We start from the raw sequence: 26,520 nt of genomic DNA on the forward strand, positions 1-26,520 counted from the left end.
GACGGAACTCGTAAGCAAGAAGAAAAAAACGAAGCGCTCGGCCCGCTGCAGGGCTGAGCTTCGATAACAGAAGGCAGGTTGGAGACAAGAAAATGGAGGCAATGGAGTTGCGCCATCGGTTGGCCAGGTTCGCCCTCGGCCACCGGTTCCTGGTGCTGACAGTGATGGCGTTGGCGACGGCGTTCTTTGCTGTCGGTCTGCAGCGCATCGAGGTGCGGACGATCTTTTCGGATCTGTTCCCGAAGAATCATCCCTTCGTCCAGGCGTACAAGGACCACCCCAACTTCGGCAATCCGCTGACCATCACCGTGATGGTCAAGCGCAAGGACGGGAAGGACCTGTACCAGCCGGAGACGATGAAGAAGATCTGGGACATGTCGCGCGAGATCGATCTCGCGCCCGGCGTCGACCACGACCAGATCCTCTCCATCGCCACCGAAAAGGCCCGCTACACGGTTGTGACGGCCGACGGGATCTATTCCAACCCGATCATGGACGACCATCCGCCGACGACCGCCGAGGAGCTCGCAGAGGTGCGCCGTCGCGTGAACGAGTCGGCCGGCGCGCGCACCTTCTTGGTGTCGGAAGACGGCACCGCCGCGGTGATCAATGCGACCTTCATCGAGCGGCTGGTGGATTACGGCCAGTTGTTCACCTTCGTGCAGGATCTCGTCGCCCGCGAGCGCGACGAGGCGCATGAGGTCTACGTCGCCGGATGGCCGATGCTCACCGGCTGGGTGTACTTCTTCGGTTCGGATACCGCAAAGATCTTCGGCGTCACGTTGGCGCTGATGTTCGTGCTGCTCGCGCTGCACATGCGCAACGTCGCGGGGATCGTCACGCCGGTGATCGTCAGTGCCGTGTCGGCGGTGTGGGGCTTCGGCCTCGTGGGCTGGATCGGGCATCCGGTCGAGCCGCTGCTGATGGTCGTACCGCTGTTGCTGATCGCGCGCTGCTTCAGCCATTGCGTGCAGGCCACCGAGCGCTACTACGAGTTGCTGCAGCAGTTCGGCGACAAGCACAAGGCGGCTGAAACCTCGCTCGTCTCGCTGATGTGGCCGGGCACGCTCGGTATCTTCACCGACGTCGTCGGCCTCCTGCTGGTCGCGATCGCGCCGATTCCCGCGCTGGAACGCTTCGCGCTCTTCACCGGCCTGTGGGCGCTCAACCTCGTGCCGACCGGCGTGTTCCTGACGCCGGTGATGTTGAGCCTGTTGCCGCGGCCGAAGAATCTCGACCACCTGCTGGCCACGGAAGGTCAGGGCGGGGCGCTGCAGCGCGGGATGCAGACGCTGCTCGTCGGCATCGGCCGCTTCGCCGTGGGCCGGCGCGCGCGCTTCACCGCAGCCGTCTTCGTCGTGCTGAGCGCGCTGGCCCTCGTCGAGATGTTCCGCATCCAGGTCGGCAATCCGGTGGAAGGCAGCAACCTGCTGCGCGACGATTCGCAGTTCAACGTCGCGGTGCGCGAGATCAACCGGAACTTCCCGGGCCTGATGACGCTGGAAGTGATCTTCGAAGGCAAATCCGGCCGCATCGTGCGCCAGGCCGACACGTTGGGCACGATGCAGGCCTTGCAGCACTGCCTCGAAAGCGGCCCCAATCCGCCCACCGCGACGCTGTCCTTCGCCGACTATGCGCCTGAAGCCAACCGCGTGTTCAACGGCGGCAATCCGAAGTGGGCGCCGCTCGACCCGGATGACGCCTCGGCCGCCGCCGCAGCGGGTGCGCTGATGGTCGGCACGAACGCCAAGGCTTACCTGCACGTCACCGACTTCGAGCAGGAAAACGGCACCGTTTCTTTGTGGTACCCCAATAACAAGCAGGCGACCGTCGATGCGGCGCTGGTCGAAGCGCGCAAATGCATCGATCAGGTAGGCACATCCCACCCGAACTTCCTGATCCGCCTCGGCTCTGGCTCGATCGCCCTGCAGCAGTCGATCAACGACACCGTGGATCTGTACCAGTGGTACATCCTCGGCGCGCTGAATCTGGTGATCCTGATCGGCTGTTCGTTCGCCTATCGCTCGTTTGCCGCCGGGCTGGTACTGCTGGTGCCGGTGAATCTCGCCAACGTCTTCCTCACCGCGGCGATGTCGCTGGTCGGACTGGGCCTCGACGTGAATTCGCTGCCCATCCTCGCGATCGGGATCGGTGTCGGCATCGACTACGGCATCTACCTGCTGACCCGCATCTGCGAGGAATACCACCTCGCGCACAAGGACCTGCCGCTGGCCATCCGCAGCGCGCTCACCACCTGCGGCAAGGCGATCTTCTTCACCGCCAGCCTGATGACGCTCGGCATCGCGCCCTGGTACTTCCTGTCGGAGCTCAAGTTCCTCTCCGACATGGGCTTGATGCTGGTGGTCGTGATGCTGATCAACATGGTCCTGGCGCTGTTGCTGGTGCCGCTGCTGGTGTACCTGTTCCGCCCCCGTTTCCTCGAATCGGACATCTCGGTGCTTTCGGAATCGGTCGAACCCGCTCCGGGGGGCCTGCGGGTCTCGGTGGCGACGCTGTAAACACGACGGGATCCATCCCGAACACAAGGAGGAGTGAGACATGCATATCCGCAAATTCGACTTCGATTACAGCCGGCGCAACTTCATGGAGAAGACCGCCAAGGGCATCCTCACCGCCGGCGTGCTGACCCCGCTGTGGCCGCTCATCGCGCATTCGGCCGACATCACCAAGGCCTATCCCGACGAACTGCTGTCGATCGAGGGCTACACCAAGGGCAAGATCAAGACCGGCGACCTGATCACCGCGGACAACGTGGAGCTCGTCAAGAACCTGCTCGACCCCGTCGCCTACAGGCAGGTGAAGGAGATGGGGCGGCGCATCCGCATCGTCGCCTCGACGCGCGACGTCACCCGCATGTACCCGCACGAATACCTCGAGGCGACGCTGCGCAACAAGGGCAAGGCGAAGCTCGATCAGGACGGCAACGTCGTGACCACCGACGGCAAGCCGTGGATCGGCGGGAACCCGTTCCCCGAGGGCACGAGCGCAAACGAAGTGTTCGCGAACCTGACGCTGTGCTGGGGGCGCCACGACAACTCGGTGTATGCCGTGCGCGACTGGGAGATCGGGCCGGACGGGGACGTCTCGTACCAGTACGACTTCGTGTGGGTCGAGGAGAACACCGTCGCTCGCGTCGGCGCCGGCGGCCCCTACCTGAAGGGGCTCGAGGACAAGCTGCGCTTCCAGTCGGTGTTCTTCACGTCGCCCGCCGACGTCAAGGGCACGTCCTATCTCAACACGTGGCACTACGACCAGCGCAAGTTCCCGGATCTCGTCGGCTATCTGCCGGCCTTCAAGCGCGTGCGCAAGTTCCCGACCAATCAGCGTTTCGAACCGCTGGTGGCGGGCATGGCGCTGTACCTGTCGGACGCTTGGGCAGCCGGCGACCCGATGCTGACTTGGGGCAACTACAAGATCGTCGGCCGCGGCCCCTTCCTCGGCGCGGTGTCGGAGAACTGGTACGGCGACCACGCGAACTGGGAGCGCCCGGTGCACGGCGGCCCGAAGGGCCAGACCTTCTTCGAGACCCAGATGGAGCTGTGCCCCGAGGTGATCGTTGTCGAGGCCGAGCCGGTGGGCTATTCGCGCGCGCCGGTGTCGAAGAAGAGGGTGTGGATCGACGTGCGCAACATGATGTATGTCGCCTATGTCACCTACGATCGCCGCGGCGAGATCTGGAAGCAGTTCGAACCACAATACAGCCTCTACGAGAAGGGTGGGGCGCGCGTCCTCGACGGCAAGAACACCGCGTGGTCGTGGACGGGCGTGCATTGCCACGACATCCAGTCCAACCGGATGACGCGCTTCGTTCAGGCCAAGACCGTCGCGGGCGGTGTGTCGTCGGGCTACAACCAGGCCGGTCTGTACGAGAAGTACCTGACCGAACAGGCCATGCAGCGGCTGGGGACCTGATCGTGAAGGCACTCAAGTCCAGAATCATGCTTCGCCGCGTGGTGGCTGCGTCCCTCTTGGTGTTCGCCGGGGCCAGCGTCACGGCGTCGGAAGGCCCGGCGAGTCCGTCGCCGAAGGCGATCCGCAGCGGGGGCGCCCACGACGCCCTCTTCGATCTCGCATTCGACGGACGACAGGGTATCGCGGTCGGCGCCTTCGGCACCATCCTCGGCAGCGACGACGGCGGTGCGAGTTGGGCTCCACTCGCGGTCCCGGCCAAGACCCCGGTGCTGCTCGGTGCGGCGATCCGGGCGGGCCACTGCCTCGCGGTCGGCCAGCTCGGGACGATCCTCGCCGCCGACGACTGCCGTCAGTGGCGTCCCGTCGCCCCGGTCGGCAACGCGCGGCTGATGGCGGTGAGCCTGAACGGCCGCGGGCAGGCCTACGCGGTCGGTGCTTTCGGCACGGTACTGCGCTCTACCGACGGCGGCCATGCGTGGCAGCCGGTCGCGATCGACTGGACCGGAGTCGGCGAGGGCGGCGCCGAACCGCATCTCTACGACGTCCATGTCGGCGACGACGGCATGGTCACGATCGTCGGCGAATTCGGCGTGATCCTGCGCTCGGCGGATGGCGTGCGCTGGCAGGTCGTGCATCGCGGCGAGCAGTCCCTCTTCGGCCTCGCGCAAGCGGGCGACGGCAACACCTACGCGGTGGGCCAGGCGGGAACGGTGCTGGCGAGCACCGACGGTGGCGCGAGCTGGAAAGCACTGCCCACGGGTTCCGCAGCGATCCTGACGGGCGTGTGGGGCGACGGCCACGGGCGCATCGTCGCCTCCGGCATCAACACCATCCTGCGCAGCGATGACGGTGGCGCGAGCTGGCGCCGCATCGACTCCCGGCTCGTCACCCAGGCCTGGCATCAAGCCGTGACCGCCGCCCGACGGGACGGCGAAGGGCAAGGCGCATGGCGGGTGATGACCGCCGGCGCAGCCGGCACGCTGCTCGAACTCGCGCCGTGACGCGACACGACACAACAAGACAAGGTAGGGGACACGATGAACACCAAGGCATTCGGCTTCACGCGCAGCAGCCTGTGGATCGCTGCGCTTCTCGCCCCGGCGTCGACACTCGCGGCCGAGTGGCAGTTTTCCGGCTTCGTTAGGGAGGAAATCGCGGTACGGGTCGGAGGCGAGGACAATCCGGCCAACCAGCAGGGCAACGTCTTCAACGGCAAGGCGGTGCCGAACACCGGCCTCGGCCCTTTCCTCGCGCCAGGTGTCGCGCCCGCGACGCTGACCCGGCCGGGATCGCTGAAGGATTCCAACACCTTCAACATGTTCGCCACACGCGTGGAATTGGCTGCGGACGGCAAACTGAGCGAGTCGCTGGCGGCCCACGTGAAGCTGCGGGGGTTCTACGACGGTATCGGCCAGGTCGACGGCGCCTTCAGGAAGGAGAACCTCTTCGAGCAGGAATTCCGTGGCAGCCGCGGCGGCACGCCGTTCGAGGTCGCGCGCAAGGACTGGATGCTCGACATCCCGGCAGCCTATCTCGACTACAACGACGGCCCGCTGTGGCTGCGCTTCGGCAACCAGCAGATCGCGTGGGGTGAATCAATCTTCTTCCGCGTGCTGGACGTGCCCAACGGCATCGACCTGCGCCGCCACTCGATACTCGACGTCGCCGCCGAGGAATATTCCGACAAGCGCGTGCCCTCGCTCGCGCTGCGCGGCAGCTTCCGCGTGAATAACGACTGGGAGGTCGAAGGCTTCACGCAGCGCTTCCAGCCCACGATCCTCCCTGGCGACAACTCGCCGTACAACACCATTCCGTCGCAATTCGCGGTGCAGGAGCGGGCGGGTTACGACAAGGTCAAGGACGACTGGACCTTCGGCGGACGGGTGCGCGGAAAACTCGGCGACTTCGGCGTCCAGCTGATGGCGGTGAATCGACGCAATCCCGACGGCGTCGTGAAGTGGACCGATTCCCGCAAGGGCGTCCTCGCCAATACCGCCTTCGAGGCGGGCACGGGGCAGGGCATCTACAGCGCCGCGGAATGGTTCCACTATGCCAGCCTCGTCGGACTGGACGGCATCGGCGGACTGGAAAGCGCGCTGAACGAATTCCCGGCGACGCTGGGCCTGGGCTCGGCTGCGGTCGCAGCAGGGTGCGGCGGCACGGTGAGCGGCGGGAAGATCTCGCTGCCCAACAAGGCCGCGACGTCCTGCGTGCTCGACACCTTCTTCGATCCGGTGGCCGGCCTCGGCAACCTGCGTGGTCACATCGCCCGCGAGTTTCCGCGCGAGAACGTGTTCGGCTTCAGCGTGAACCACGTCTTCGAAGGCGAGCCCGATTCCTTCCTCGACCAGCTGGTGGGCCGCTTCGAACTCTCCTGGACCCCGGACAAGAAGTTCACCAACCCGACGTTGTCGCGCCGCTACGTCGAGGAAAACGAGACCCAGTTCGCCTTCATTGTCGAGAAATACCACAAGTTCAGCGCCGACATCCCCGCCACCTACATCGTCGCGCAATGGTTGCACAAGACCGCGAGCGATCTGTTCGGGCGCCACCTCTCCGGCCTCGACAACAAGCCCGGCGAGCGTCCGAAGGGGCTCGACAGCTTCAATGCCGTGGCCCTGGCGATCCAGCAACCGTCGAAAACCCTGGAGTGGCGCGGCGACCTCACCATGCTGACCGACCTGCGCGGCGGCTGGCTGATCCAGCCCGGGGTCAAGTGGAAGCCGAACAAGTCCTTCCAGCTCGACCTCTACGGAAACATCCTGCGCAGCGACGGCGGCGGGGATGACTTCGGCGCGAACCTGCAGTCCGCCAACGAAGTGTTTATGCGCGGCACCTTCTACTTCTGATCCCGGCCTGGAGGAGTAAGGAATGGATTCCAGTTCCCTGGAAGGGAAGGTTGCGCTCGTCACCGGCGCGGCCCGGGGCCTAGGTGCGGCCATTGCCCACGAAGTCGCTGCGGCGGGCGCCCGCGTCGTCGTGACCGACCTCGACGAAGGGCGCGGCAGGGCGACGGCCGAAGACCTCGGCGCCATGTTCCTGCAGCAGGACGTGACCCGCGAGGAGGATTGGTCGCACGTCATGGCGCGCACAGTCGAGGCATTCGGTGGCCTCGACGTGGTGGTCAACAACGCCGGCATCGAGACCGCTTCACTGATGGTCGATTGCGACCTCGCCGACTTCAGGCGGGTGATGGCGGTGAATGCCGACGGCTGCTTTCTCGGCACCAAGTGGGCGATGCGCGTAATGCGGCCGGGCGGTGCGGCGGGCCGGGGCGGGGCGGTTGTCAACCTCTCGTCGGTGGCGGGCCTCGTCGGCGTTGCGGGTCTCGGGGCGTACTGCGCCGCCAAGGGCGCGGTGCGCCTGTTGACCAAATCGGCCGCCATCGAAAGCGCACGGCTCGGATACGGCGTTCGGGTCAATTCGCTCCACCCGGCCGTCATCAAGACCGACATGGGCGAGGCGGTGGTGCGTTCGCTGGTGGATCTGGGGCTGGCCGCCGACGTGGCAGGGGCCGAGGCCCTCATGCTGCAGATGCACCCGATGGGCTACGGACGACCGGAAGACGTGGCCGCCGCGGTGCGCTACCTGGCGGCCGGTAGTGGCCGATGGATCAACGGCGCCGAACTGGTGCTCGACGGCGGGCTGACTGCCGGCTGAGCAGCGCATTCATAGATAAGGAGTCAAACGATGAGCAGGAAAACCGTCACCGTCTTTGCGGCCACCGGTAGTGCCGGGTCGGCCTGTGTCGAGGAGTTGCTGCGCCAGGACGTATTCAACGTGCAGGTGCTCGCGCGGGCAGGGGGGCTGCAGGAGAAGTCCTCCTCCGGTCTCCTCAATTCCGTCGATACGAAGCAGCAGCGCTGGGACGACTGGCGCCGGCGCGGCGTGGTCGTCAAGCAGGCGGACGTCACCGATCACGCCTCGCTGATCCCCGCGCTCGAGGGCACCGACTACTTGGTGTCCTGCGTTCCGCTGTTCGCGACCGAGTCGCAATACCCCTTGATCTGGGCCGCGAAGGAGGCCGGCGTGGAGCGTTTCGTGCCCTCCGAGTTCGGCTTCATCTACGAGTGGGAACAGTTCTGGCCGACCGACAACGCGCACAAGACCGCCGCCCGCCAGAAGGCATTCATCCGCCGCGTGATCGAGCTGGCCGGGCTGGATTTCACGATCATCCCGGCCGGGTTGTGGATCGAGTATTTCATGCCCGAGCCGGTGGCGGTGATGGGGGACGGCAATACGAAAATTTCCTGGTCATCGGCGTGCGACGTGGGACGCATCATCCCCCACGTGCTCGCCCACCCGGCCTCGCGCAACGCGGTCTGCCCGGTCGCTGCCACGGCCTACCTCACCTGGAACGAGCTGCTCGACGCACGCGAGCGCATCCTAGGTCGCAAGGTCGAGCGCGTGTACCTGGGGCACGAGGACTGGCTCAAGGCCTATGACGAAACGCCCGATGGCCCGATGAAGGCCATCGTCGGTATCGGCGTGTCCGCGACCGAGTGCCCGGAAGGCATGCCGTTGTGGGCACATTGGAACGCCATGCATCTGCCCGCGTTCAAGGGTACGCCGCTGGAACAACTCTTCCCCGAATACATCGAGCCCCGTGTCAGGGAACTGCAGGCCATGCTCGGCGCCGCCTGATTCAGCAAAGGAGAGAAGATGAATATGAGCATGAGCACGATAACGAGCACGACCGTGCCGGCAGGCAGCGGCAGCTTTTCCGGCTGGCGGCTGATGTTCCGTCTGGCCGGCCTCTTCAACATCGGTGTCGCGATCCCGCTGTGGATCGCCCCGGTGGCGCTGTCGAAGCTGTTCGGCTTCGAGCCGGTACCCACGGACATCCTCTACACCGATCTCTTCGCCGTATTGGTGATCGCTTTCGGCATCGGCTACTGGCGGGTCGGTGCCGACCCGGTGCGGAACCGCGTGATGGTCGAGATGGGCATCCTCGGAAAGCTGCTGGTAGTGCTGGTGGGCTACCAGCATTTTCTCGCCGGCACCGCCAGCCTGCCTTTCGCCGTGCTGGTGACCGGCGATCTCGTGTGGGCCTCGCTCTTCTGGCGATACCTGCGTACCCATCCCGAAGGAGCTTGACCGTGTTCAAGGCAATCCTGATCGACAAGGACGAGAACGGTCATGCGGCAACGCTGGCCGAGGTGGATGACGGACGCCTGCCCGAAGGCGACGTGACCGTACGGGTCGAACATTCGACCCTCAATTACAAGGACGGTCTGCTGATCACGGGGCGGATTCCGCTGATCAGTCATTTCCCGATGGTGCCCGGCATCGACCTGGCCGGGACCGTCGAGGCCAGCGACCATCCGGATTGGCGGCCCGGCGACAAGGTCGTTCTCAACGGCTACGGGCTGGGCGAGCGCCACTGGGGCGGACTGGCGCAGCGCGCGCGGGTCCGCGGCGACTGGCTGGTGCCCTTGCCGGCGGCATTTTCCACGCGCCAGGCGATGGCGATCGGCACCGCGGGTTATGCCGCGATGCTCTGCGTCCTCGCGCTCGAGCGCCACGGCATCCGCCCGTCCGACGGCGAGATCCTCGTCACCGGTGCGAGTGGCGGAGTGGGGAGCGTTGCGCTCGCGATCCTTTCGCGGCTCGGCTATCGCGTGGTGGCCGTAACCGGGCGGACCGCGGAGACGCAATACCTCAAGGCCCTCGGCGCGGCAGAGGTGATGGATCGCGCCCTCCTTGCCGACCCGGGTGCGCCGATGCAGGCGGAGCGCTGGGCGGGCGCGATCGATACCGCCGGCAGCCACACCCTCGTGAACGTTTGCGCATCCGTGCGCTATGGCGGCGCGGTGGCGGCGACGGGGCTGGCGCACGGAATGGATTTCCCGACAACGGTGCTCCCCTTCGTACTGCGCAATCTTGCGCTGTACGGCGTCGACAGTGTCATGGCGCCAAGGGAACTCCGGCTCCGGGCATGGCAAAGGCTCGCCCGGGATCTGAATCCGGACAAGCTGGAGTCGATGATCCGTGACGTCGGGCTGAGCGAAGTCGTCGGATTGGCCCCCGAGATCCTGGCGGGCAGGGTGCGCGGGCGAATTGTCGTAGACGTCTGGAATTAGGGCGATCGGCCCATCGTGTTCGACCAGCGGAGCCTCCTCTCTCCTCCCGTTGGGCGATTTACCCATCCAGCGTACGCGCTGGATGGGCCTTTTCCCCTCGACGAGCGCCGGATTCCCGGCGCAGGAGACGGCTCGGCCGGTCTTCTGCAGCCATTTCCATGCATCTCCCTCTGCCTTGGAAATGCCCCCAAAACACTCGAAGCATTGGAGCAGGATTTACCGCGATGACTAGTGCAGACCCCGATGTTCAGCTCTTTCGCGACATGATCGTGCGGGCGCTCGAGCAGGAGATCGCGCCCCACTACCAGGACTGGGAGGACGCCGGGACCATGCCCCGCTCGGTCTGGCGCACGTTGGGCGAAGCCGGATTGCTCGGTATCGATATGCCTGAAGAGTATGGCGGCGCCGGTGCCGGATTCGAGATTTCGCAGATCGCCACCGAGGAGATCGCGCGCCAGGGCTTCGGAGGTCTGGCCAGTGGATACAACATCCACGCCAACATCGTCATGCCCTACATTCTGCATATCGGCAGCGAGGCACAGAAGCGGCAATGGCTGCCGCGCATGAGCACCGGCGAAGTGCTCGGTGCGATCGCGATGACGGAGCCAGGCGCCGGCAGCGATCTGGCGGCCATGCGCACCGCCGCGGAGCGCACGGCCGAAGGATGGCGCATCAACGGCGCCAAGGTGTTCATCACCAACGGCATGCAGGCCGAGCTCGTGATCGTCTGCGCCAAGACCGACCCGAAGGCGGGGGCAAAGGGCGTCTCGCTGTTCCTGGTCGATGCGGGCCTGCCCGGATTCTCGCACGGCAAGGCGATCCGGAAGATCGGCCAGCACGCGGGTGACACGGCCGAACTGTTCTTTTCGGATCTCGTGGTGCCGGAAGACGCCTTGCTCGGCGAGGAAGGCCGCGGATTCGCCTACCTGATGCAGGAACTGCCCCGCGAACGACTGGCGGTCGCAGCGCACGCGCTGGGCGCCACGGAAGGTGCGCTCGCATTGACGCTCGACTATGTCCAGCAGCGAACCGCCTTCGGCCAGCGCATCGCCGATTTCCAGAACACCCGCTTCAAGCTTGCCGAGGCCAAGGCCGAGCTTGCCGTGGCTCGCGCCTATTTCGACCACTGCATTCGCAAGTACCGGCGCGGTGAGATGGATGCCGTCGATGCGGCGATCCTGAAACTGCAGCTCACCGAGATGCAGTGCCGGGTGACGGACGAATGCCTGCAGCTCTTCGGCGGCTATGGCTACACGGTCGAGTATCCGATCTCGCGTTTCTACGTCGATGCGCGGGTGCAGACGATCTACGCCGGTACGTCGGAAATCATGAAGGAAGTGATCGCCCGCTCAATGCTGGGCAAGTGAGCGCGGTCTGCGGTCGCGCTCAGGACTGATCTTGGGAGAATGTGCATGGAATTGAAGGATGTCGTGATTCTGGACGGCGTGCGTACGGCCGTCGGCGGCTTCGGCGGGAGCCTCTCGTCGATGAGTCCCGCCGAACTCGGCACCGTTGCGGCCGTCGAAGCGATTCGTCGGGTCGGTGTGCCCGCCGGGGAAATCGACCACTCGGTCTTCGGCCACATCGTCACCACGGGGCCGCAGGATGCCTACGTGGCGCGTCATATCGCGCTGAATGCCGGGCTGCCGAAGACGTCGGCCGCCTTCAACGTCAATCGTCTGTGCGGCTCGGCCGTGCAGTCCGTGATCTCGGCCGCCCAGATGATCCTGCTCGGCGACAGCCGCGTGGCGCTGGCGGGCGGCGCCGAATGCATGAGCCGCGGCGCCTATGTGTTGCCCAACGCGCGCCAGGGGCTGCGGATGGGGGATGGCGCCGTGGTGGACCTGACCGTGGGCGTGCTGAGCGATCCCTTCGGCAGCGGCCACATGGGCGTGACCGCTGAAAACGTCGCGCGCGAGTACGGCCTGACCCGCGGCGATCTCGATGCCTTCGCCGCGGAAAGCCATCGCCGCGCCTGTGCCGCGATCGAGCAAGGCCGCTTCGAATCGCAGATCGTTCCCGTGACGGTCCGCCAGGGGCGTCAGGAGATCAGCTTCTGCCGCGACGAGCACCCGCGCGCGGGCACCACGGTCGAAAGCCTCGGACAGCTGAAGCCCGTATTCAGGAAGGACGGCATCGTCACCGCCGGCAACGCGTCCGGCCTCAACGACGGTGCCGCCGCGATGGTACTGACCAGCGCTGCCGAGGCGGCGCGGCGCGGCCTGAAGCCGCGTGCGCGGCTGGTCGGCTATGCCTTCGGTGGTGTCGGCCCCGAGGTGATGGGGTTGGGGCCGATTCCTGCGGTACAGCGCGTACTGGCGCAAACCGGGCTGAAGGTCGCCCACCTCGACGTGATCGAATCGAACGAAGCCTTCGCCGCACAGGCGATCGCGGTGTGCCGCGTGCTCGGTTTCGACGAGGACAAGGTCAATCCCAACGGCGGTGCCGTGGCGCTGGGCCATCCGGTCGGCGCAACCGGCTCGATCATCATCGTCAAGCTGCTTGCCGAGCTCGACCGGATCGACGGCCGCTATGGCTTGGTGACGATGTGTATCGGCGGTGGGCAGGGCATCGCCCTGGTCGTGGAGCGTCTGGCATGAGCGGGGTCGATCCGATTCGCAAGGTCGGCGTGATCGGCGCCGGCGTAATGGGCGCAGGCATCGCAGCGTAGGCGGCCAACGGCGGCGCAGAAGTGGTGCTGCTCGGCATCGTCCCGCCGGAAGCCAAGGATCGCAGCTGCATCGCCCGAGGGGTACTGGATCGCTTTGTCCGCGCCGGCAGCAACGGGGGGTTGATGCACCCGTCGGTGGCATCGCGGATCCGCATCGGCAACGTCGAAGACGATTTCGGGCTGCTGGCCGACTGCGACTGGATCGTCGAGGTCGTACTCGAGCGGCTCGACGTCAAGCAGGACCTGTATCGCCGGATCGCCGCCGTGCGCCGCTCCGACGCAATCGTGTCCTCCAACACCTCGACCATTCCGCTGGCGAGGCTGGTGGAAGGTCTGCCGGAAGACTTCCGACGCCACTTCGTCGTCACCCATTACTTCAATCCGCCGCGTCACATGCGCCTGGTGGAGCTGGTCGCGGGGGAAGGGACCTTGCCCGAGGTTGTTGAGCGGGTGACCGATTTCAACGACTTTCGAATGGGCAAGACCGTGATCCGTTGCGCCGATCGTCCGGGCTTCATCGGCAATCGCCTGGGTATATTTTGGATGCAACTTGCCTTGCGCGAGGCCGTAGCGCTCGGTCTCACGGTCGAAGAAGCCGATGCGGTGATGCGCGTCTGCGGGTTTCCGAAGACCGGCGTGTTCGGGCTGTGGGACCTTGTCGGCATCGACCTGATGCCCTCGGCAGTGGAAAGCCTCGGCGCATTGCTACCGCCCCAAGACGACTTCTCGGCCATGGCGGAGATCGACGCGACGGTTCGGGGCATGCTCGACAAGGGCTACAGGGGCCGAAAGGGCGGCACGCTGCAAGGCTTCTACCGCCAGTTCAAGGATGCGTCCGGCGGGGTGTGCGCGAAACCATCGATCTGCAAACGCTGGAATATCGGGCGCCGCGCGAGGTTTCGTTGGCGAGCGCCGCCCTCAAGCCCGGCCAACTCGCCGAACTGATCGCCTGCGACGACAAGGGCGGGCGTTACGCCTGGCGCGTGCTGTCGCAGGTGCTGCATTACGCGACGCGGTTGATTCCGGATGTCGCAGCCGACGTGGATGCCTTCGACCAGGCGATGAAGCTCGGCTACAACTGGACATGGGGCCCGTTCGAAATGATCCACCGGATCGGCCTGCCCGCGTTTGTCAGGCGCCTGACCGGAGATGGCATCGTTCCATCCGCCTTCCTGTCGCGCGCTGAGGGGCGGCCGGTTTATCGCTCAGCCCGGCGCAGTGGAGCGATTCATCTCGATCGGCCAACGCCTCGTCGTCGATCTGCTGCAGGCCCCCGTGCCCGTGGTTGGCGTCTTGACAGGCTCCGCACTCGCCGGCGGGTTCGAACTGCTTCTCCACTGCCATGCGATCCAGGCGCATGCCGAGAGCGCGATGGGACTGGTCGAAGCGCAGGTCGGGATCGTTCCGGGGTGGGGTGGCTGCCGCGAAATGCTTGCGCGAAGCGCGGCGAAGGTCGGCGTGGGGCAGGCGATCGCCCACTGCTTCGATCTGCTACGGACCTGCAAGGTGAGCGCATCCGCACAGGAGGCCAGAGAGCTGGGTTTCTTATGCGATCGCGACGACATTACGATCAAGCAGTTAGCGAATTGCAGTATCCAAAGTGGTTGTAGAACGATCTACAAAAGCGGGCCCGCCAATGAGCGGGCCCGCTTGTTTATAAACGGTTCCGCACTGGATTCGTCGATCTGCAATCATCACCGCGGCCGACGACGTCCGTCACATGGGAAATCTCCACAAGACGCCTCGCGGTTCAACCAGGCCCGCAGCAGTGCGAAGGGCTTTTCGGTGCCTATGTCCCAATTACGTGTTGCATGGGACGTCCGGCTGCTTTGTGCAGGCAGTACGCAGGTCGGATCGCGTCTCGGCAACGTTCCAGCATGCGTCGCGAACCGAGGTAATTGACGAGGTACTTGGTGGCGACGCCGTGAAAGAGTGCTATCCAGTTCTTGAGCCGGCTAGGCATTGACGTTCTGGATATGGAAAGCGCCCGCAGGTCCGGCACAGCGCCTTCAAGCTCGTCTCGCCGGGGCTGCTCATGAAGTGTCGCCACGAGAAGGGCCTTCTGCTTGCCGCTGAGTTCGCTCAACTGAGCCAACAAATGCTGGAAAGCTTGCGTATCCATGATCAGACTCCGCGTCGGGCGCCTGCTTACGGATTAGCCTCCAACACGTAATTGGGACATAGCCATTTCGGTGTGGTGGTGCGGCAATAGTTGTGAATTGTCGCCTCGTCGGAAAGCACGCTGTCTCTCAACCACTTCCGAATCCCGGAGCAACGGGGCTTGGACTCTATGCGTTAGAACTCTACCTCATTGAGGCGCCTGGCATTTATCCGGCGAGTTCGCGCACAAACTCCTCGGCCTTGACCCATTCGCCGAAGCCGGCCGCCGGGTTGAGGTGGCCGACGTCGCCGATGTTTACGACGTGGCTGCCCCAGGCGTGCGCGAAGCCGGTCACGCGCTCCAGGCTACCCAGCGGGTCGTTCGTGCTTGCGGCGACGATGCTCGGGAAAGGCAGCGGATTGCGCGGGATCGGCAGCCAACCGTTATCGCGCAGCGCGTCGATCGTCGGGTAGCCGGGCGGGAAGGGGGATTCCAGATCGGCGGGGGCTGCGAGCAGCGCGCCCATGATGGGGCGTTTGTGCTGCTGCGCCCAATGCACCGTGATCATCACGCCGGCACTGTGGGCGACGAGGATCACCGGGCCGTCGATCTCGGCCAAGGCCTGGTCGAGCGCCGCGACGCGGGCATCGCGGCTCAGCTTGTCGTGCTCAAGCGGTTGTACCGAGCGTGCTTCAATCAGCTTCTCTCGGAGCTTCTGTTCGAGGAGGGTCTGCCAGTGCTCCGCGACGTGGTCGCGCAGGCCGGGAACGATCAGGATGGTCGGGGTAGTCGTCATTTTTTGTGCGTGGCGAGGGGTGAAACAGGAGGTCAGTGTTGCTGCGCCTGGAGACGCTTCAGGTCTCCGGCGTAGTAGCGCTTGCCGACGGCGAAGGCGGCGACCGCGCCGAGGGCGACCAGTGGCACCATCTGCATCGCGTCCATCAGGCCGACGCGGTCGGCAATGAGTCCGGTGACGAAGGGGCCGGGGGCAAGGCCCAGCAGGTTGTTCGCCAGCGTCAGCGTCGCGAACGCCGTCGCATGGATGGGGGCCGGAGTCAGGTTGGCGACCATTGCGCCCGCCGGGCCGGTGGTGCCGGCGACGATCGCCATGCCGGCGCCGAGCAGCACCAGTTGCGCGGGGCCGGCCGGGAGTTGGAAGGCGAACAGCAGCAGCCCGGCCGAAGTCAGCGAATAGGTCATCGCGATCGTCCATTTGCGCTCCGCTTTGACACGGCTGAGACGGTCGGTGACGATGCCGCAGACGATCATGCCGATGGCGCCGATCAGAATGAAGACCGCGGCGCCGACACCGGCCTTGTCGGTGGGCAGGTCGTAATAGCGGTTCAGGAAGCTGGGCAGCCACGCCAGCATCGACGCCATGATGAAGAGTTGCAGCCCGCTGCCGATGTAGGCCGCGATCACCGAAACCGATGCGAACAGTCCGGAGAAGATCATCCGCAGGCCGGGGCGGGCGGCGCGCTGCGCGACGCGGCCGTTAGCGCCGTGTGGGCACAGGCGTTTCTCGCGCACGACGAGGGCATAGAGGATGACCAGCGCGAGCCCGAACGCGGCCATCGCGCCGAAAGCCCAGCGCCAGCCGAACTGGGCGGCGATGACGCCGCCGAAGGCCATGCCGATCACGGAGCCGACCGGGCCGCCTGCCATGAAGGCGCTGCTGAGCGTCGAGCGCAGGTGGGCGGGGAAGATGCTCAGGATCAGCGCGATGCCGACGCTGCCGTAGGCCGCCTCGCCGACACCGACACAGAATCGGGCGATGAACATCTCATTGTAATTGGACGCCAAGGCGCAGCCGAGGGTGGCCAGGCTCCACAGCGCAGCCATCAGCGTCACGCTCTTCACGCGGCCCCAGCGGTCGGCCACGACCGAGAGCGGAAAGGTCAGGAGGCCGACGAGCAGGGCGACGATGCTGCTGAGCGAGCCGAGCTGGGTGTCGCTCAGCGTCCATTCGGCCTTCAGCACCGGAAAGACCGCGTTCAGGACTTGGCGCGACATGTAGTCGGACAGCAGCAGTCCGAAGGTGAGCGCGAACACGATCCAGGCGTAGGTACGCGGAGCGGTCGGGGTGGAGGTCGATGCCTCCGGCAGGGCCTCTGCAATATACGCGGCCAAGCTTGTCTCCTCGTGTTTGTGGCCGTCCCGGCGTCGCGAGATCGCTCGCCGGTCGGCGCTTTATGCGGGCAAGGGGCAGAAATCGTCCCCCTTGCCCGTACTGCATTGGTACTACCTTGTGCTACGAATCATGCCGCGTGCTGCAGGAAACCGACCTGACCCGCCTTGCGGTTCGGTGCGAAGCCGTTCTTCGCCAGGGTCTCGTCGGCCCCTTCGTAGAAGGTGCCGATCTTGTAGATCTCGCGCGCTTCCTTGCCGTTGGCGACCTCGCGGCCGAACTCGCGCGAGATCCGCACCAGCTGTTCGATCTGCTCGACGGAGCCCATCTTGCGATCGCGGCGCTGGGTCCAGATGTTGTCCTCGATACCGCAGCGCACGTGCAGGCCCATCGCGATCGCCATCATGTTGAGCGGCAGCACGTTGAGCATCGAGGTTTCCAGCGTCAGCACGGCACCGTCCGGGCAGGCGCGCACGAAGTTGGCGAGGTTGTAGATGTTCGGCGCGTCGAAGCCGCCGCCGATAGCGACCCAGGTCAGGATCAGCGGCACGTTGCAGACGTTGCGGCGCATCATGCGCTCGACGGTTTCGAGCTGCGTGATGTTGGCGAGCTGGAAGTGCGTCTGGATGCCCTTCGACGACAGGCGACGGATGTGTTCCTCGACCCAATCCGGACCGGCGGGAATCGTCATTTCGCGGTAGGCCTGGTACATCGCCGGCTCGCCCAGCGAGGTGCCGGCGACGTCGGCGGCGCACATCTGCTCGACCACGTTCATCTGGTTGGTGTTGATCGCGATCGTCACCTGATCGGGCGTCGGCTGTAGCTCGGCGAGCATGTGGCGGGTGTCGTCCGACAGCCACTTGGCCGCCTCGCCCTCACCCTCGGGGGCGAAGGAGATCGACCCGCCGACCTGCAGGATCATGTCCGGCACGCGGGCACGGATGCCGGCCAGCAGTTCGTTGAATTTCGACAGGCGCTTCGAGCCCTTGCCGTCGAGTTCGCGCACATGCACGTGCAGCACGGTGGCGCCGGCGTTGTAGCAGTCGACCGCCTTCTGGATCTGCTCTTCCATCGTCACCGGAATGTCTTCCGGGAAATCGGAAGGCATCCACTCGGGGCCGTAGGGGGCGGCGGTGATGACGAGTTTCTGCTGGTTTTCGGGGAACAGCGATCCGTCGAGGAAATTCATTTCAGGTGCTCCTTGCAGGGATTGGTATCTATTGGGAGTTTCATGTCGGGGCGCTTCAGGCGCCCGGACCTTCCAGGCCGTAGGGCTTGTCGCCGATGATCCCGGCGCGTTCCATCTTGCGATGGCAGGGCGCGTAGTCCATGACGGCGTAGTGTTGGGTGCTGCGGTTGTCCCAGATCGCCATGCTGTTGGGCTTCCAGCGCCAGCGCACCTGGTACTCGGGGACGAAGGCCTGGCGGATCAGGTACTGCATCAGCTCGGCGGCGCCCGGCGCATAGTCCTGGCCGAAGCGCACGTTGGCCAGGGTGTGGAAATTGGTGAAGTGGGTCGTGAAGGCGTTCACGAACAGCACCTTCTCGCCGGTCTCGGGATGCAGGCGCACCACCGGGTGCTCGGGATCCGGGTACTGTGCCTTCAGCGCAAGGCGTTTCTCGATCGGCATCGCCGCGCCGAAGCTCGCTTCGATGCTGTGGCGGGCGCGCAGGTGGGCGATCTTCGCCTTGATGTCCTCGGGCAGGCGCTCGTAGGCGAGCACCATGTTGGCCCACATCGTGTCGCCGCCCACCGGCGGGCATTCCACGCAGCGCAGCACGCAACCCATCGGGGGCGCTTCGCGCCACGTGGCGTCGGTGTGCCAGGCGTTCTCGTAGCGGTCCATCGGCTGGTCGGGCGACTTGTAGATCTGCACGAGGCCCGGGTGTTCGGGGTGGCTGCCGGCGACGGGGTGGTCTTCGAGCTTGCCGAAGCGTTCGGCGAAGGCGACGTGCTCGGCGCGGGTGATGTCCTGATCGCGCAGGAACAGCACCTTGTATTCGAGCAGCAGGGCCTTGATCTCGGCAAAGAGCGCCGGATCGCGCGAGGCGTCGCCGAGGTTCACGTTGATCAGTTCGGCGCCGATGCTCGCGGTGAGCGGCTCGAACTTCACCGAGCTGTTCAACGCCCCCGGCCGCACGAAGGCCGGTGCAGCGGGCTTTTCCTGAGTCGTCTGGTTCATGAAGCTGTCTCCAGGTGTGGACTGACTGGTATGTCGGGTGAATGGGGGTCCGTGGTTTTCTTGTCTCTCTGTCGGGACGCTTTTTCTGGTCAGACGATGAACACTGACGAGCCGATCGTCTTGCCGGCTTCCATGTCGTGGTGGGCCTGTACGGCGTCCTGCAGCGCGTAGCGCTGGTTGATCTCGATCTTGATGCGGCCGGCCGCGACGTGGTCGAAGAGCTCGCCCGCAAGGGCGTCGCGTTCCGCGGGATCGGCGATGTAGTCGGCGAGCGCGGGGCGGGTCAGGTAGAGCGAGCCCTTCATCGCGAGCAACTGCGGGTTGAAGGGCTCGACCGGGCCGGAGGCGGTGCCGAAGCACACCATCAGGCCGCGACGCTTCAGGGACGCGAGCGAGCCGTCGAAGGTCGTCTTGCCGATGCTGTCATACACGACCGACACGCCGACGCCGTTGGTGATTTCGCGCACGCGGGTCGCGACGTCCTCGCGGCGGTAGAAGATCACGTGGTCGCAGCCGTGGGCTCGGGCGATCGCGGCCTTTTCCTCGCTGGAGACCGTGCCGATCACCGTGAGTCCGAGCAGCTTCGCCCACTGGCACACGATCAGGCCGACACCGCCTGCCGCGGCGTGGATCAGGATCGTATCGCCCGGGGCCAGCGGCCAGATGCGGCGCATCAGGTAGGCCGAGGTCAGGCCGCGCATCGTCATCGCGGCGGCCGTCTCGCACGAGATCGCGTCCGGCAGCTTGATCAGCGGCGCGGCGGAGATGATGCGTGCGGTGCTGTAGGCGCCGAGCGTATTCACAAAGCCGGTGTAGGTCACGCGGTCGCCTTCGGCGACGTTCGACACGCCTTCGCCGACCGCCTCGACCACGCCCGCGGCCTCGACGCCGAGGCCGTTGGGCATCGGGATCGGGTACAGGCCGGTGCGGAAATAGGTGTCGGCGAAGTTCAGACCGACCGCCTCGTGGCGCAGGCGGACCTGGCCCGGGCCGGGGGCACCGACTTCGACGGATTCCCAGCGCATCACTTCCGGCGCACCGGTCTCGTGGATTCGAATCGCATTGGCCATGCTGTGTGCTCCTTGCTGCGGCGCGAAGTGCGGCCGCGGTTTGGTTTAAGTAAAGCTCTTTATTGCTTCGCGGGCGAGGGCGCGAGATTCACGATGCGCGAAAACAGCCGCTTGAACTCCGCGTCGGTGTCCCGACCGAAACGCGGATCGCAGTTCTCGGAGAAGGCCGCGTTGATCTCGTCCCAGTCGGCCGGGGTCAGGTAGCGCTGGGCGGCGGGCAGGATCACGCCTTCCTCGCGCCCCATGTGTTCCCAGATGAACAACGCGTAGCGGCTCACCGCTTCCTTCACGGTCGCGAGGTCTGCCTCGCCGGCGGCATGGCGGTCCACCGCCTTCGCCAGTTCATCCACCAACTGCAGGTCGCGTTCATGCTGGCGTTCCAGTTCGTCCAGTTCGGCGTTGCACTGCGAGGTCCGTTCGCGCAGCTTGCGGAACAGGTAATCCTCTTCCTTCGGGTGGTGCAGCGCGACCGGGAAGGCCTTGATGTAATGAACCATCGCGCGCATCAACTCGTCGCGCGAACCCTCCGCCGGGCCGCTGTCGGATTCCAGCAGATGCAGCCAGGCGTGCAGCACCGCGGCAAGCGAACGGTGTTCGTCGCGGATGATGCCGATCGCCTGCGAGGTCGCTGGCGGGCTCGACGTCGCCGCGACCAGCACCGGGATCCCCGCATTTACCAGCACCTTCAAGGTCTGCGAGCCCAGCATCATGCCGATGCTGCTGCGCCGTCCGTGCGAGGCCATGTAGATCAGGTCGCAGCCGCCATCCTGGGCGGCGGCGATGATAGCGCGGTAGGGGGAGTCGCTCACCGCAGTGGAGGAGTCGCACGGTACGCCGAGTGCCCGCGCCGCCGATTCGGCCTTCGCCAGCAGTTCGCGCGCTCGCCCCTGGTAGGCGTAGGCGAAGTCGGCCGGGGAGGTGAGGCGCACGATCTCGGCTTCGCCGCCGAACGCCGCTGCATGGTTCGGCTGCGCGTGGAAGAAGGTGATGCGGGCACCGAGGGTGCGGGCGAATTCGACCGCGTTGCTGACGGTTTCGGTCGCGAGATCGGTACCGTCGATGGGCACGAGCAGATGGCGATACATGGCTACTCCTGGAAGCAGGGCGGGTTGGGTCTCATGCTGCGTTTCCGGCCGCGACGCGTACCCTGCCGTCGACGACTTCGACCGGAAACTTCTGCACCGACATCTCGGGCGCCACGAGCAGAGCACCCGTCGTGACGTCGTATTTCCATCCGTGGGCCGGGCAGGCGACCGTGCGGCCGCACAGCTTTCCTCCCGCGAGTGCCGCGCCGGCGTGGCGGCATGCGTTCTCGATCGCATGCACGACGCCATCGACATTGAACAGCGCAAGGTCGCGACCGCCGGCACGCACGGCCAGCGAGCCGCCTGGGGCGATGCTTTCCAGGGGGCAGACATCGACGTATTGCATCCGCTTCTCCTCGCATGGGGAATGACTTGAAACGGATGTTAGAGAGGGGGTGCAAGGGCCACCCCCCTCGCAGAAGGGGGGGAGCCCCCCCACGGGGGGCATGCCTATAATTGCCCACCCCTCGCGCGAGGGCGGGTATAAGCTGCATTGGCGCGTTGCGCGGCGCTCTCCGGCCGTCGGCGGAGCGAACGCCGCGGCGCGTATGCCGGATCCAAACCTGTCGGGACGCTCATGACCTCTGCGATCGGCGCTGCGGCGCTGCCGGAACTTGTTCTCAAGACCACTCCGCCGCGAGCGCCGCGACACCTGTTGCTGCGCCCGCGGCTCAGTCTCGATGAAGAACAGTTCCGTGACCGGCAGGTCGTCGTCGTGCAGGCCCCGCCGGGCTTCGGCAAGACCTCGCTTCTCGCGCAGTGGCGGCGCGAGATCCTCGCCCGCGGCGCAGCTGTCGCGTGGATTTCGGTCGACGAGCACACAGACCCGCAGCGCCTGCTGCAGAGCCTCGTGCAGGCCGTACGCTCGGGCTGCGGCCGGCCCACCTTCGGGCGCATCCTGGTCGAGGGCGCGGGCGCATCGGCCAGCGAGTTCGAAGGCGTCACCGCCTGGCTGGCAGAGGTCGCGCAGACTTCGCTCGACCTCGTGTTGATGGTGGACGAGGCTGAACGCCTGCCCGATGCCTCCTTCACGCTCCTGTCCTACCTGCTGCACAACGCTCCGCCCAACCTGCGTCTCGTCATCGCCGCGCGCAGCGGCTTCGACCGCGAGGTCGCCGACCTGTGCTCCTACGGCTACTGCGTCCTCCTCGGAGCGGAATCGCTGCGCTTTCGCCTCGATGAGACGCTCAATCTCGTACGCAACCGTTTCGGCACCAAGGTCGACGCCGACACCTGTGCGCGCATCCACGAGATCATCGAAGGCTGGCCGCTGGGCCTGCAGCTTGCGCTCGCGGCGCTGGAACGCGGCGGCGACCCCCGCCTCGTCGTCGATGCGCTGTCCGCGCGCGCCGGCAACCAGCAGGATCAACTTCTCGGTGGTCTGCTGGCGAAGATCGCGCCCGAGGACGCGGCCTTCCTTACCCGCATCTCGGTGGTCGACATGCTGCACCCCGACCTGTGCGGGGCCCTCACCGGTGTCGCCGACCCGGCCGAGCGCATGGCGCGGTTGATGCGCGACATCCCGATCTTCGCGGTGGGTGACAACAGTGAATGGTTCCGCCTGCACACGCTTGCGCGCGACGCCCTGCGCGCGCGCCTCGCGGAACTGCCCGCTGCCGAGCAGGCGGACGTGCACGCGCGTGCGATGCGCTGGCTGCAAGACCGCGGCATGCTCGAGGAAGCCGCGCGCCACGCGCTCGCCGCGGGCAATCGCGAGGTCGCCTTCGACCTCGCCGAGCAATGCCTTTACGATGCGGCGCTGCAGGGCCACGTCGGCATGGTTCTCGACTGGGTCGAACTGCTGCCGCAAGCCGAACTCGACAGGCGCCCGCGGCTGCGGCTCGCGGCCGCCTGGGTGCTGGCGCTGAGCGAACGCCACGATGCGGCGGAGCGTCTCGTTGCGGGCATTCTCGAAGGGGCGGACATCGACGTCGGCCAGCGCTACGAATGCGCGCTCATCGGTAGCGGTGCCGCTTACTACGCCGACGACCCCGACCGATGCATCGCGCTCTTCGAGCCGTGGGTGGATGCGCCCCCCGCGCGCGAACCGCGGCTGCTGCAGATGCACGCCAACCGCCTCTCGGTGCTCGCTATCCTGCGCGGCGATCCCGCGCTTGCGCGGCGCCACCAGCAGCAGGTACCGCGCGGCGAATACGGCGTCGCCTATGCCTACTCGGCGCGCTGGGGCGAATTCATCACCGGCCTGAGCTACCTCTGGGAAGGGCAGGTGCGGCTCGTCGAGGAGGTGCTGTGCCCCGCGTTGGCGCATGCGGACGAGGCACTCGGCCGCCGCCATCCGCTGTCGTGCATGCTTGCCGCGCTGCTGGCCGCCGCGGCCTACGAACGCGACCGTGTCGACGAAGCCGCCGCGCTGCTCGCCAACCGCCTGGACGTGCTGGAACGCACCGGCACCCCCGAGACCGCGCTGCTTGCATACCGCACCGCCGCCCGCGTCGCCGCTGCGCAGGGCGTCGAGCACCGCGCGCTGGACCTCCTCGAAACCCTTTTCGCGATCGGCGCCGCTCGCAACATGCCGCGCCTGTGCATCGTCAGCCTTGCCGAACAGACCCGCATGCACGCCGGCCGTTTCCGCTCGGAAACCTGCCGCGCGCTCGCCCAGCGCATCGACGAACTCCTTGCGCGCGAGGAGGGCAAACACGGCCCCGTGTGGCAACGCATGGTCGAACTCCAGCGCACCATGGCGCACGCCAACGCCGCCATCGCCGCGCAGGACTGGCGCACCGCCCGCGAAGCCCTCGAACGCGCCGCCCCTTTCGCCGAAGGCCTCAAGCTCGGCCGCGCCCATATCGAGAACATGGCGCTACGCGCCTGGGTCCTCGACCGCAGCAGCGAACACGGCCGCGAACTCCTGCGGGAAGCGATGGACCTCGCCCACACCTACGGCCTTGCCCGCGTGTTCGTTGATGCCCACCCTGCCATCGCCGACTGGGCGCGCAGCCTCTCGGTCGACGAAGCCGGCTATCCCGAACCCGGCCGCAGCATCGCCGTGGCCCGCGTCCTGCGCCCGGCAACGTCCACTCCCCCGCGCGACGCCGCCGGCCCGCGCGCGATCCCGAGCATGGTGCTCACGCCCAAGGAGCGCGAGGTCCTGGAACTCCTCGCGCGCAACCTCTCCAACAAGGAGGTCGCGCAGGCGATGGGAGTAGGGGAGGAGACCGTGAAGTGGCACCTCAAGAACCTGTTCGGGAAGCTGGATGCCGCGAACAGAAAACATGTGGTGCGGCGGGCGCAGCTGTTGGGCTTGCTCGAAGGCGTCGACTAGTCGCCTGCGCCGGACGGACCGGCAGTTCAGTCCGGCACTGCTCTCATCCCCGGTCTCGGCGGGCAGACGCATCGCAGATCGTTTCCGGTTGTTCGACCCGAGCGTGTGTTTCGCCCGCTCGGGCCAGATGACGTCCTGACCTCACCCCCCATGCGTTGCATGACTAGTGGTCCACTCCCCCTCGCCTCAGGGGGGGGAGCCGGCCCCATCCCCCCAATAAGCTTTCTCCTGTCTGTGCGATGGTGTGCAAGGGCTATGCTGAATTTGAGTCCCAACCACTGATCGCACCCCGGTTTCATCTCGAACAACCACGACGGAGACAGCCATGCCGGACAACACGATCGTCGCCACACCCTCGGCCTATACCTACCCGCTGCTGGTCAAGCAGCTGTTGCTGAATTCGGTCAGCCTGCACGGCGACCAGGAGATCACCTACCGCGGGGAGATGCGCTACACCTTCCGCGAGTTCCGCCAGCGCGTCGGCAAGCTCGCTTCGGCGCTGACGGCGCTGGGCGTACGGCACGGCACGACGGTGGCGGTGATGGATTGGGACAGCCATCGCTATCTGGAGAGCTACTTCGGCATTCCGATGATGGGAGCGACGATGTTCACGGTGAACGTGCGCCTGTCGCCGCAGCAGATCGCCTACACGCTGAACGACGCCGAGGCGGAAGTGGTGCTGGTGCATGCGGACTTCGTGCCGCTGCTGGAACAGTTGAAGCCCGAATTGAAGACCGTGCGGCAGATTGTCGTGATGGCCGACGGGCAGGCGGTGCCGGCGACGTCGCTGTCGTTCGCGGGCGAATACGAGGCGCTGGTGGGGTCGGCGTCGGCGGACTTCGAGTTCCGTGATTTCGATGAGAACACGAAGGCGGCGACCTTCTACACGACCGGCACGACGGGCGACCCGAAGGGGGTGTGCTACAGCCATCGCCAGATCGTGATGCACACGCTGGGCACGGCCCTGAGCCTGACCTCGCAGCCCGAGGGGCAGCGGCTGCATCGCGAGGACGTGTACATGCCGATCACGCCGATGTTCCACGTGCTGGCGTGGGGCGTGCCCTACATCGCAGTGCTGCTGGGTCTGCGGACGGTGCTGCCGGGGCGCTACGTGCCGGACGTGCTGCTGAAGTTGAAGCGCGAGGAGAAAGTGACTTTCTCGCATTGCGTGCCGACGATTCTGCAGATGCTGCTGCAGGCGCCGTCCGGGGCGGATCAGGATCTGTCGGGATGGAAGATCATCATCGGCGGTTCGGCGCTGTCGCCGGCGCTGTGCCGCGCGGCGGTGGAGCGGGGCATCGATGTGTTCGCCGGATACGGGATGTCGGAGACAGGGCCGGTGGTTGCGCTCGCGCAGCTGTCGGCCGTCGATGCGACGTCTGATCTCGACGAGGAAGTGCATCTGCGTTGCCTGACCGGTCGGCCGGTGCCATTGGTGGATTTCCGCGTCGTCGATGCCGATATGAACGACGTGCCGCGCGACGGCAAGACGCAGGGCGAGATCGTGCTGCGCGCGCCCTTCCTGACGCAGGGCTACTTCAAGAAACCGGAGGCGTCCGAGGAGTTGTGGGCGGGGGGCTACCTGCACACGCAGGACGTTGCGGTGGTGCGTCCGGACGGTTTCGTGCAGATCGTCGATCGCATCAAGGATGTGATCAAGACGGGCGGCGAGTGGGTGTCGTCGATCGAAGTCGAGGGGCTGATCGGCGAGGTGCCGGGCGTGCAGGAATCCGCTGTGGTTGGCGTGCGCGACGAGAAGTGGGGCGAGCGCCCGATGGCCTACGTGGTGTGCAAGCCGGGCGTGACAGTGGACGTGGAGACGATCCGCCACCATTTGTTGGGGCTCGTGGAATCGAAGCGCATCAGCAAGTACGCGGTGCCGGACGCCGAGCGCATCGTCTTCGTCGCGGAAATTCCCAAGACCAGCGTCGGCAAGATCAACAAGAAACTGCTGCGCGAGCGCACGGCCTGACTACCCCCCCC

At 66.1% G+C, this 26,520-nt stretch carries 20 protein-coding genes and 4 pseudogenes; 16 read left to right on the top strand and 8 right to left on the bottom strand.

What is annotated here, in order from left to right:
- Positions 1-92: 92 nt before the first annotated feature.
- The 14 genes and pseudogenes from GPA27_RS15905 to GPA27_RS15965 form a co-directional block, all read left to right on the top strand.
- Entirely contained in the window at positions 93-2,519 is a 2,427-nt protein-coding gene (locus GPA27_RS15905; RefSeq protein ID WP_169141542.1) for an efflux RND transporter permease subunit, read from the top strand.
- Positions 2,520-2,559: 40 nt separating this feature from the next.
- The gene (locus GPA27_RS15910) at positions 2,560-3,933 is read left to right on the top strand and encodes a DUF1329 domain-containing protein (RefSeq protein WP_169141543.1); all 1,374 of its coding nucleotides are present in this window, start codon (positions 2,560-2,562) and stop codon (positions 3,931-3,933) included.
- 2 nt (positions 3,934-3,935) lie between these two features.
- Complete coding sequence (locus GPA27_RS15915; protein ID WP_256222985.1) at positions 3,936-4,934, top strand: WD40/YVTN/BNR-like repeat-containing protein; 999 nt, start codon at positions 3,936-3,938, stop codon at positions 4,932-4,934.
- A gap of 36 nt (positions 4,935-4,970) precedes the next feature.
- Positions 4,971-6,782: a DUF1302 family protein gene (locus GPA27_RS15920; protein ID WP_169141544.1), complete on the top strand. Its 1,812-nt coding sequence runs from the start codon at positions 4,971-4,973 to the stop codon at positions 6,780-6,782.
- A 22-nt stretch (positions 6,783-6,804) separates the two neighbouring features.
- A complete protein-coding gene (locus GPA27_RS15925; RefSeq protein WP_169141545.1) occupies positions 6,805-7,593 on the top strand; it encodes a glucose 1-dehydrogenase in 789 nt (262 codons plus the stop codon).
- A 30-nt stretch (positions 7,594-7,623) separates the two neighbouring features.
- Positions 7,624-8,577 carry an NmrA family NAD(P)-binding protein gene (locus GPA27_RS15930; RefSeq protein WP_169141546.1) on the top strand — a complete coding sequence of 318 codons (954 nt, stop codon included), beginning with the start codon at positions 7,624-7,626 and terminating at the stop codon, positions 8,575-8,577.
- Between the two features lie 18 nt (positions 8,578-8,595).
- Entirely contained in the window at positions 8,596-9,030 is a 435-nt protein-coding gene (locus GPA27_RS15935; protein ID WP_169141547.1) for a hypothetical protein, read from the top strand.
- Between the two features lie 2 nt (positions 9,031-9,032).
- The gene (gene acuI, locus GPA27_RS15940; RefSeq protein WP_169141548.1) at positions 9,033-10,016 is read left to right on the top strand and encodes an acrylyl-CoA reductase (NADPH); all 984 of its coding nucleotides are present in this window, start codon (positions 9,033-9,035) and stop codon (positions 10,014-10,016) included.
- 224 nt (positions 10,017-10,240) lie between these two features.
- Complete coding sequence (locus tag GPA27_RS15945) at positions 10,241-11,383, top strand: acyl-CoA dehydrogenase family protein (protein ID WP_169141549.1); 1,143 nt, start codon at positions 10,241-10,243, stop codon at positions 11,381-11,383.
- Positions 11,384-11,428: 45 nt separating this feature from the next.
- Positions 11,429-12,616, top strand: a complete 1,188-nt coding sequence (gene bktB, locus GPA27_RS15950) for a beta-ketothiolase BktB (protein WP_169141550.1) — start codon at positions 11,429-11,431, stop codon at positions 12,614-12,616.
- Between the two features lie 86 nt (positions 12,617-12,702).
- Positions 12,703-13,179: pseudogene (locus tag GPA27_RS15955) on the top strand (3-hydroxyacyl-CoA dehydrogenase family protein); the annotation flags it as partial.
- The gene (locus GPA27_RS15960; protein WP_256222988.1) at positions 13,162-13,632 is read left to right on the top strand and encodes a 3-hydroxyacyl-CoA dehydrogenase family protein; all 471 of its coding nucleotides are present in this window, start codon (positions 13,162-13,164) and stop codon (positions 13,630-13,632) included. The pseudogene GPA27_RS15955 and the gene GPA27_RS15960, both read left to right, overlap by 18 nt.
- Before the next feature lie 38 nt (positions 13,633-13,670).
- A pseudogene (locus GPA27_RS29505) lies at positions 13,671-13,796 on the top strand (3-hydroxyacyl-CoA dehydrogenase family protein); the annotation flags it as partial.
- Positions 13,797-13,836: 40 nt separating this feature from the next.
- A pseudogene (locus tag GPA27_RS15965) lies at positions 13,837-14,220 on the top strand (enoyl-CoA hydratase/isomerase family protein); the annotation flags it as partial.
- Positions 14,221-14,476: 256 nt separating this feature from the next.
- On the opposite strand, the pseudogene GPA27_RS15970 reads toward GPA27_RS15965, so the two are convergent.
- From GPA27_RS15970 to GPA27_RS16005, 8 genes and pseudogenes are all read right to left on the bottom strand, one after another.
- A pseudogene (locus tag GPA27_RS15970) lies at positions 14,477-14,675 on the bottom strand (IS1595 family transposase); the annotation flags it as partial.
- A 339-nt stretch (positions 14,676-15,014) separates the two neighbouring features.
- Positions 15,015-15,584 carry an RBBP9/YdeN family alpha/beta hydrolase gene (locus tag GPA27_RS15975; RefSeq protein WP_169141553.1) on the bottom strand — a complete coding sequence of 190 codons (570 nt, stop codon included), beginning with the start codon at positions 15,582-15,584 and terminating at the stop codon, positions 15,015-15,017.
- 32 nt (positions 15,585-15,616) lie between these two features.
- Complete coding sequence (locus GPA27_RS15980; protein WP_169141554.1) at positions 15,617-16,918, bottom strand: MFS transporter; 1,302 nt, start codon at positions 16,916-16,918, stop codon at positions 15,617-15,619.
- A 128-nt stretch (positions 16,919-17,046) separates the two neighbouring features.
- Positions 17,047-18,105, bottom strand: a complete 1,059-nt coding sequence (locus tag GPA27_RS15985; protein WP_169141555.1) for a beta-keto acid cleavage family enzyme — start codon at positions 18,103-18,105, stop codon at positions 17,047-17,049.
- 55 nt (positions 18,106-18,160) lie between these two features.
- Complete coding sequence (locus tag GPA27_RS15990) at positions 18,161-19,099, bottom strand: TauD/TfdA dioxygenase family protein (RefSeq protein WP_211165036.1); 939 nt, start codon at positions 19,097-19,099, stop codon at positions 18,161-18,163.
- Positions 19,100-19,188: 89 nt separating this feature from the next.
- The gene (locus GPA27_RS15995; RefSeq protein ID WP_169141556.1) at positions 19,189-20,169 is read right to left on the bottom strand and encodes a quinone oxidoreductase family protein; all 981 of its coding nucleotides are present in this window, start codon (positions 20,167-20,169) and stop codon (positions 19,189-19,191) included.
- 59 nt (positions 20,170-20,228) lie between these two features.
- Positions 20,229-21,254 (bottom strand): universal stress protein, encoded by a 1,026-nt coding sequence (locus GPA27_RS16000; RefSeq protein WP_169141557.1) that lies wholly within the window; start codon positions 21,252-21,254, stop codon positions 20,229-20,231.
- Positions 21,255-21,285: 31 nt separating this feature from the next.
- A complete protein-coding gene (locus tag GPA27_RS16005) occupies positions 21,286-21,600 on the bottom strand; it encodes a Rieske (2Fe-2S) protein (protein WP_169141558.1) in 315 nt (104 codons plus the stop codon).
- A gap of 231 nt (positions 21,601-21,831) precedes the next feature.
- Between GPA27_RS16005 and GPA27_RS16010 the strand changes: the two genes are divergently transcribed.
- Both GPA27_RS16010 and GPA27_RS16015 read left to right on the top strand, forming a co-directional pair.
- Entirely contained in the window at positions 21,832-24,537 is a 2,706-nt protein-coding gene (locus tag GPA27_RS16010) for a winged helix-turn-helix domain-containing protein (protein WP_169141559.1), read from the top strand.
- A 325-nt stretch (positions 24,538-24,862) separates the two neighbouring features.
- Entirely contained in the window at positions 24,863-26,509 is a 1,647-nt protein-coding gene (locus GPA27_RS16015) for a fatty acid--CoA ligase (protein WP_169141560.1), read from the top strand.
- Positions 26,510-26,520: the final 11 nt, after the last annotated feature.

This window comes from Aromatoleum toluolicum, from assembly GCF_012911005.2.
Lineage (GTDB): Bacteria > Pseudomonadota > Gammaproteobacteria > Burkholderiales > Rhodocyclaceae > Aromatoleum > Aromatoleum toluolicum.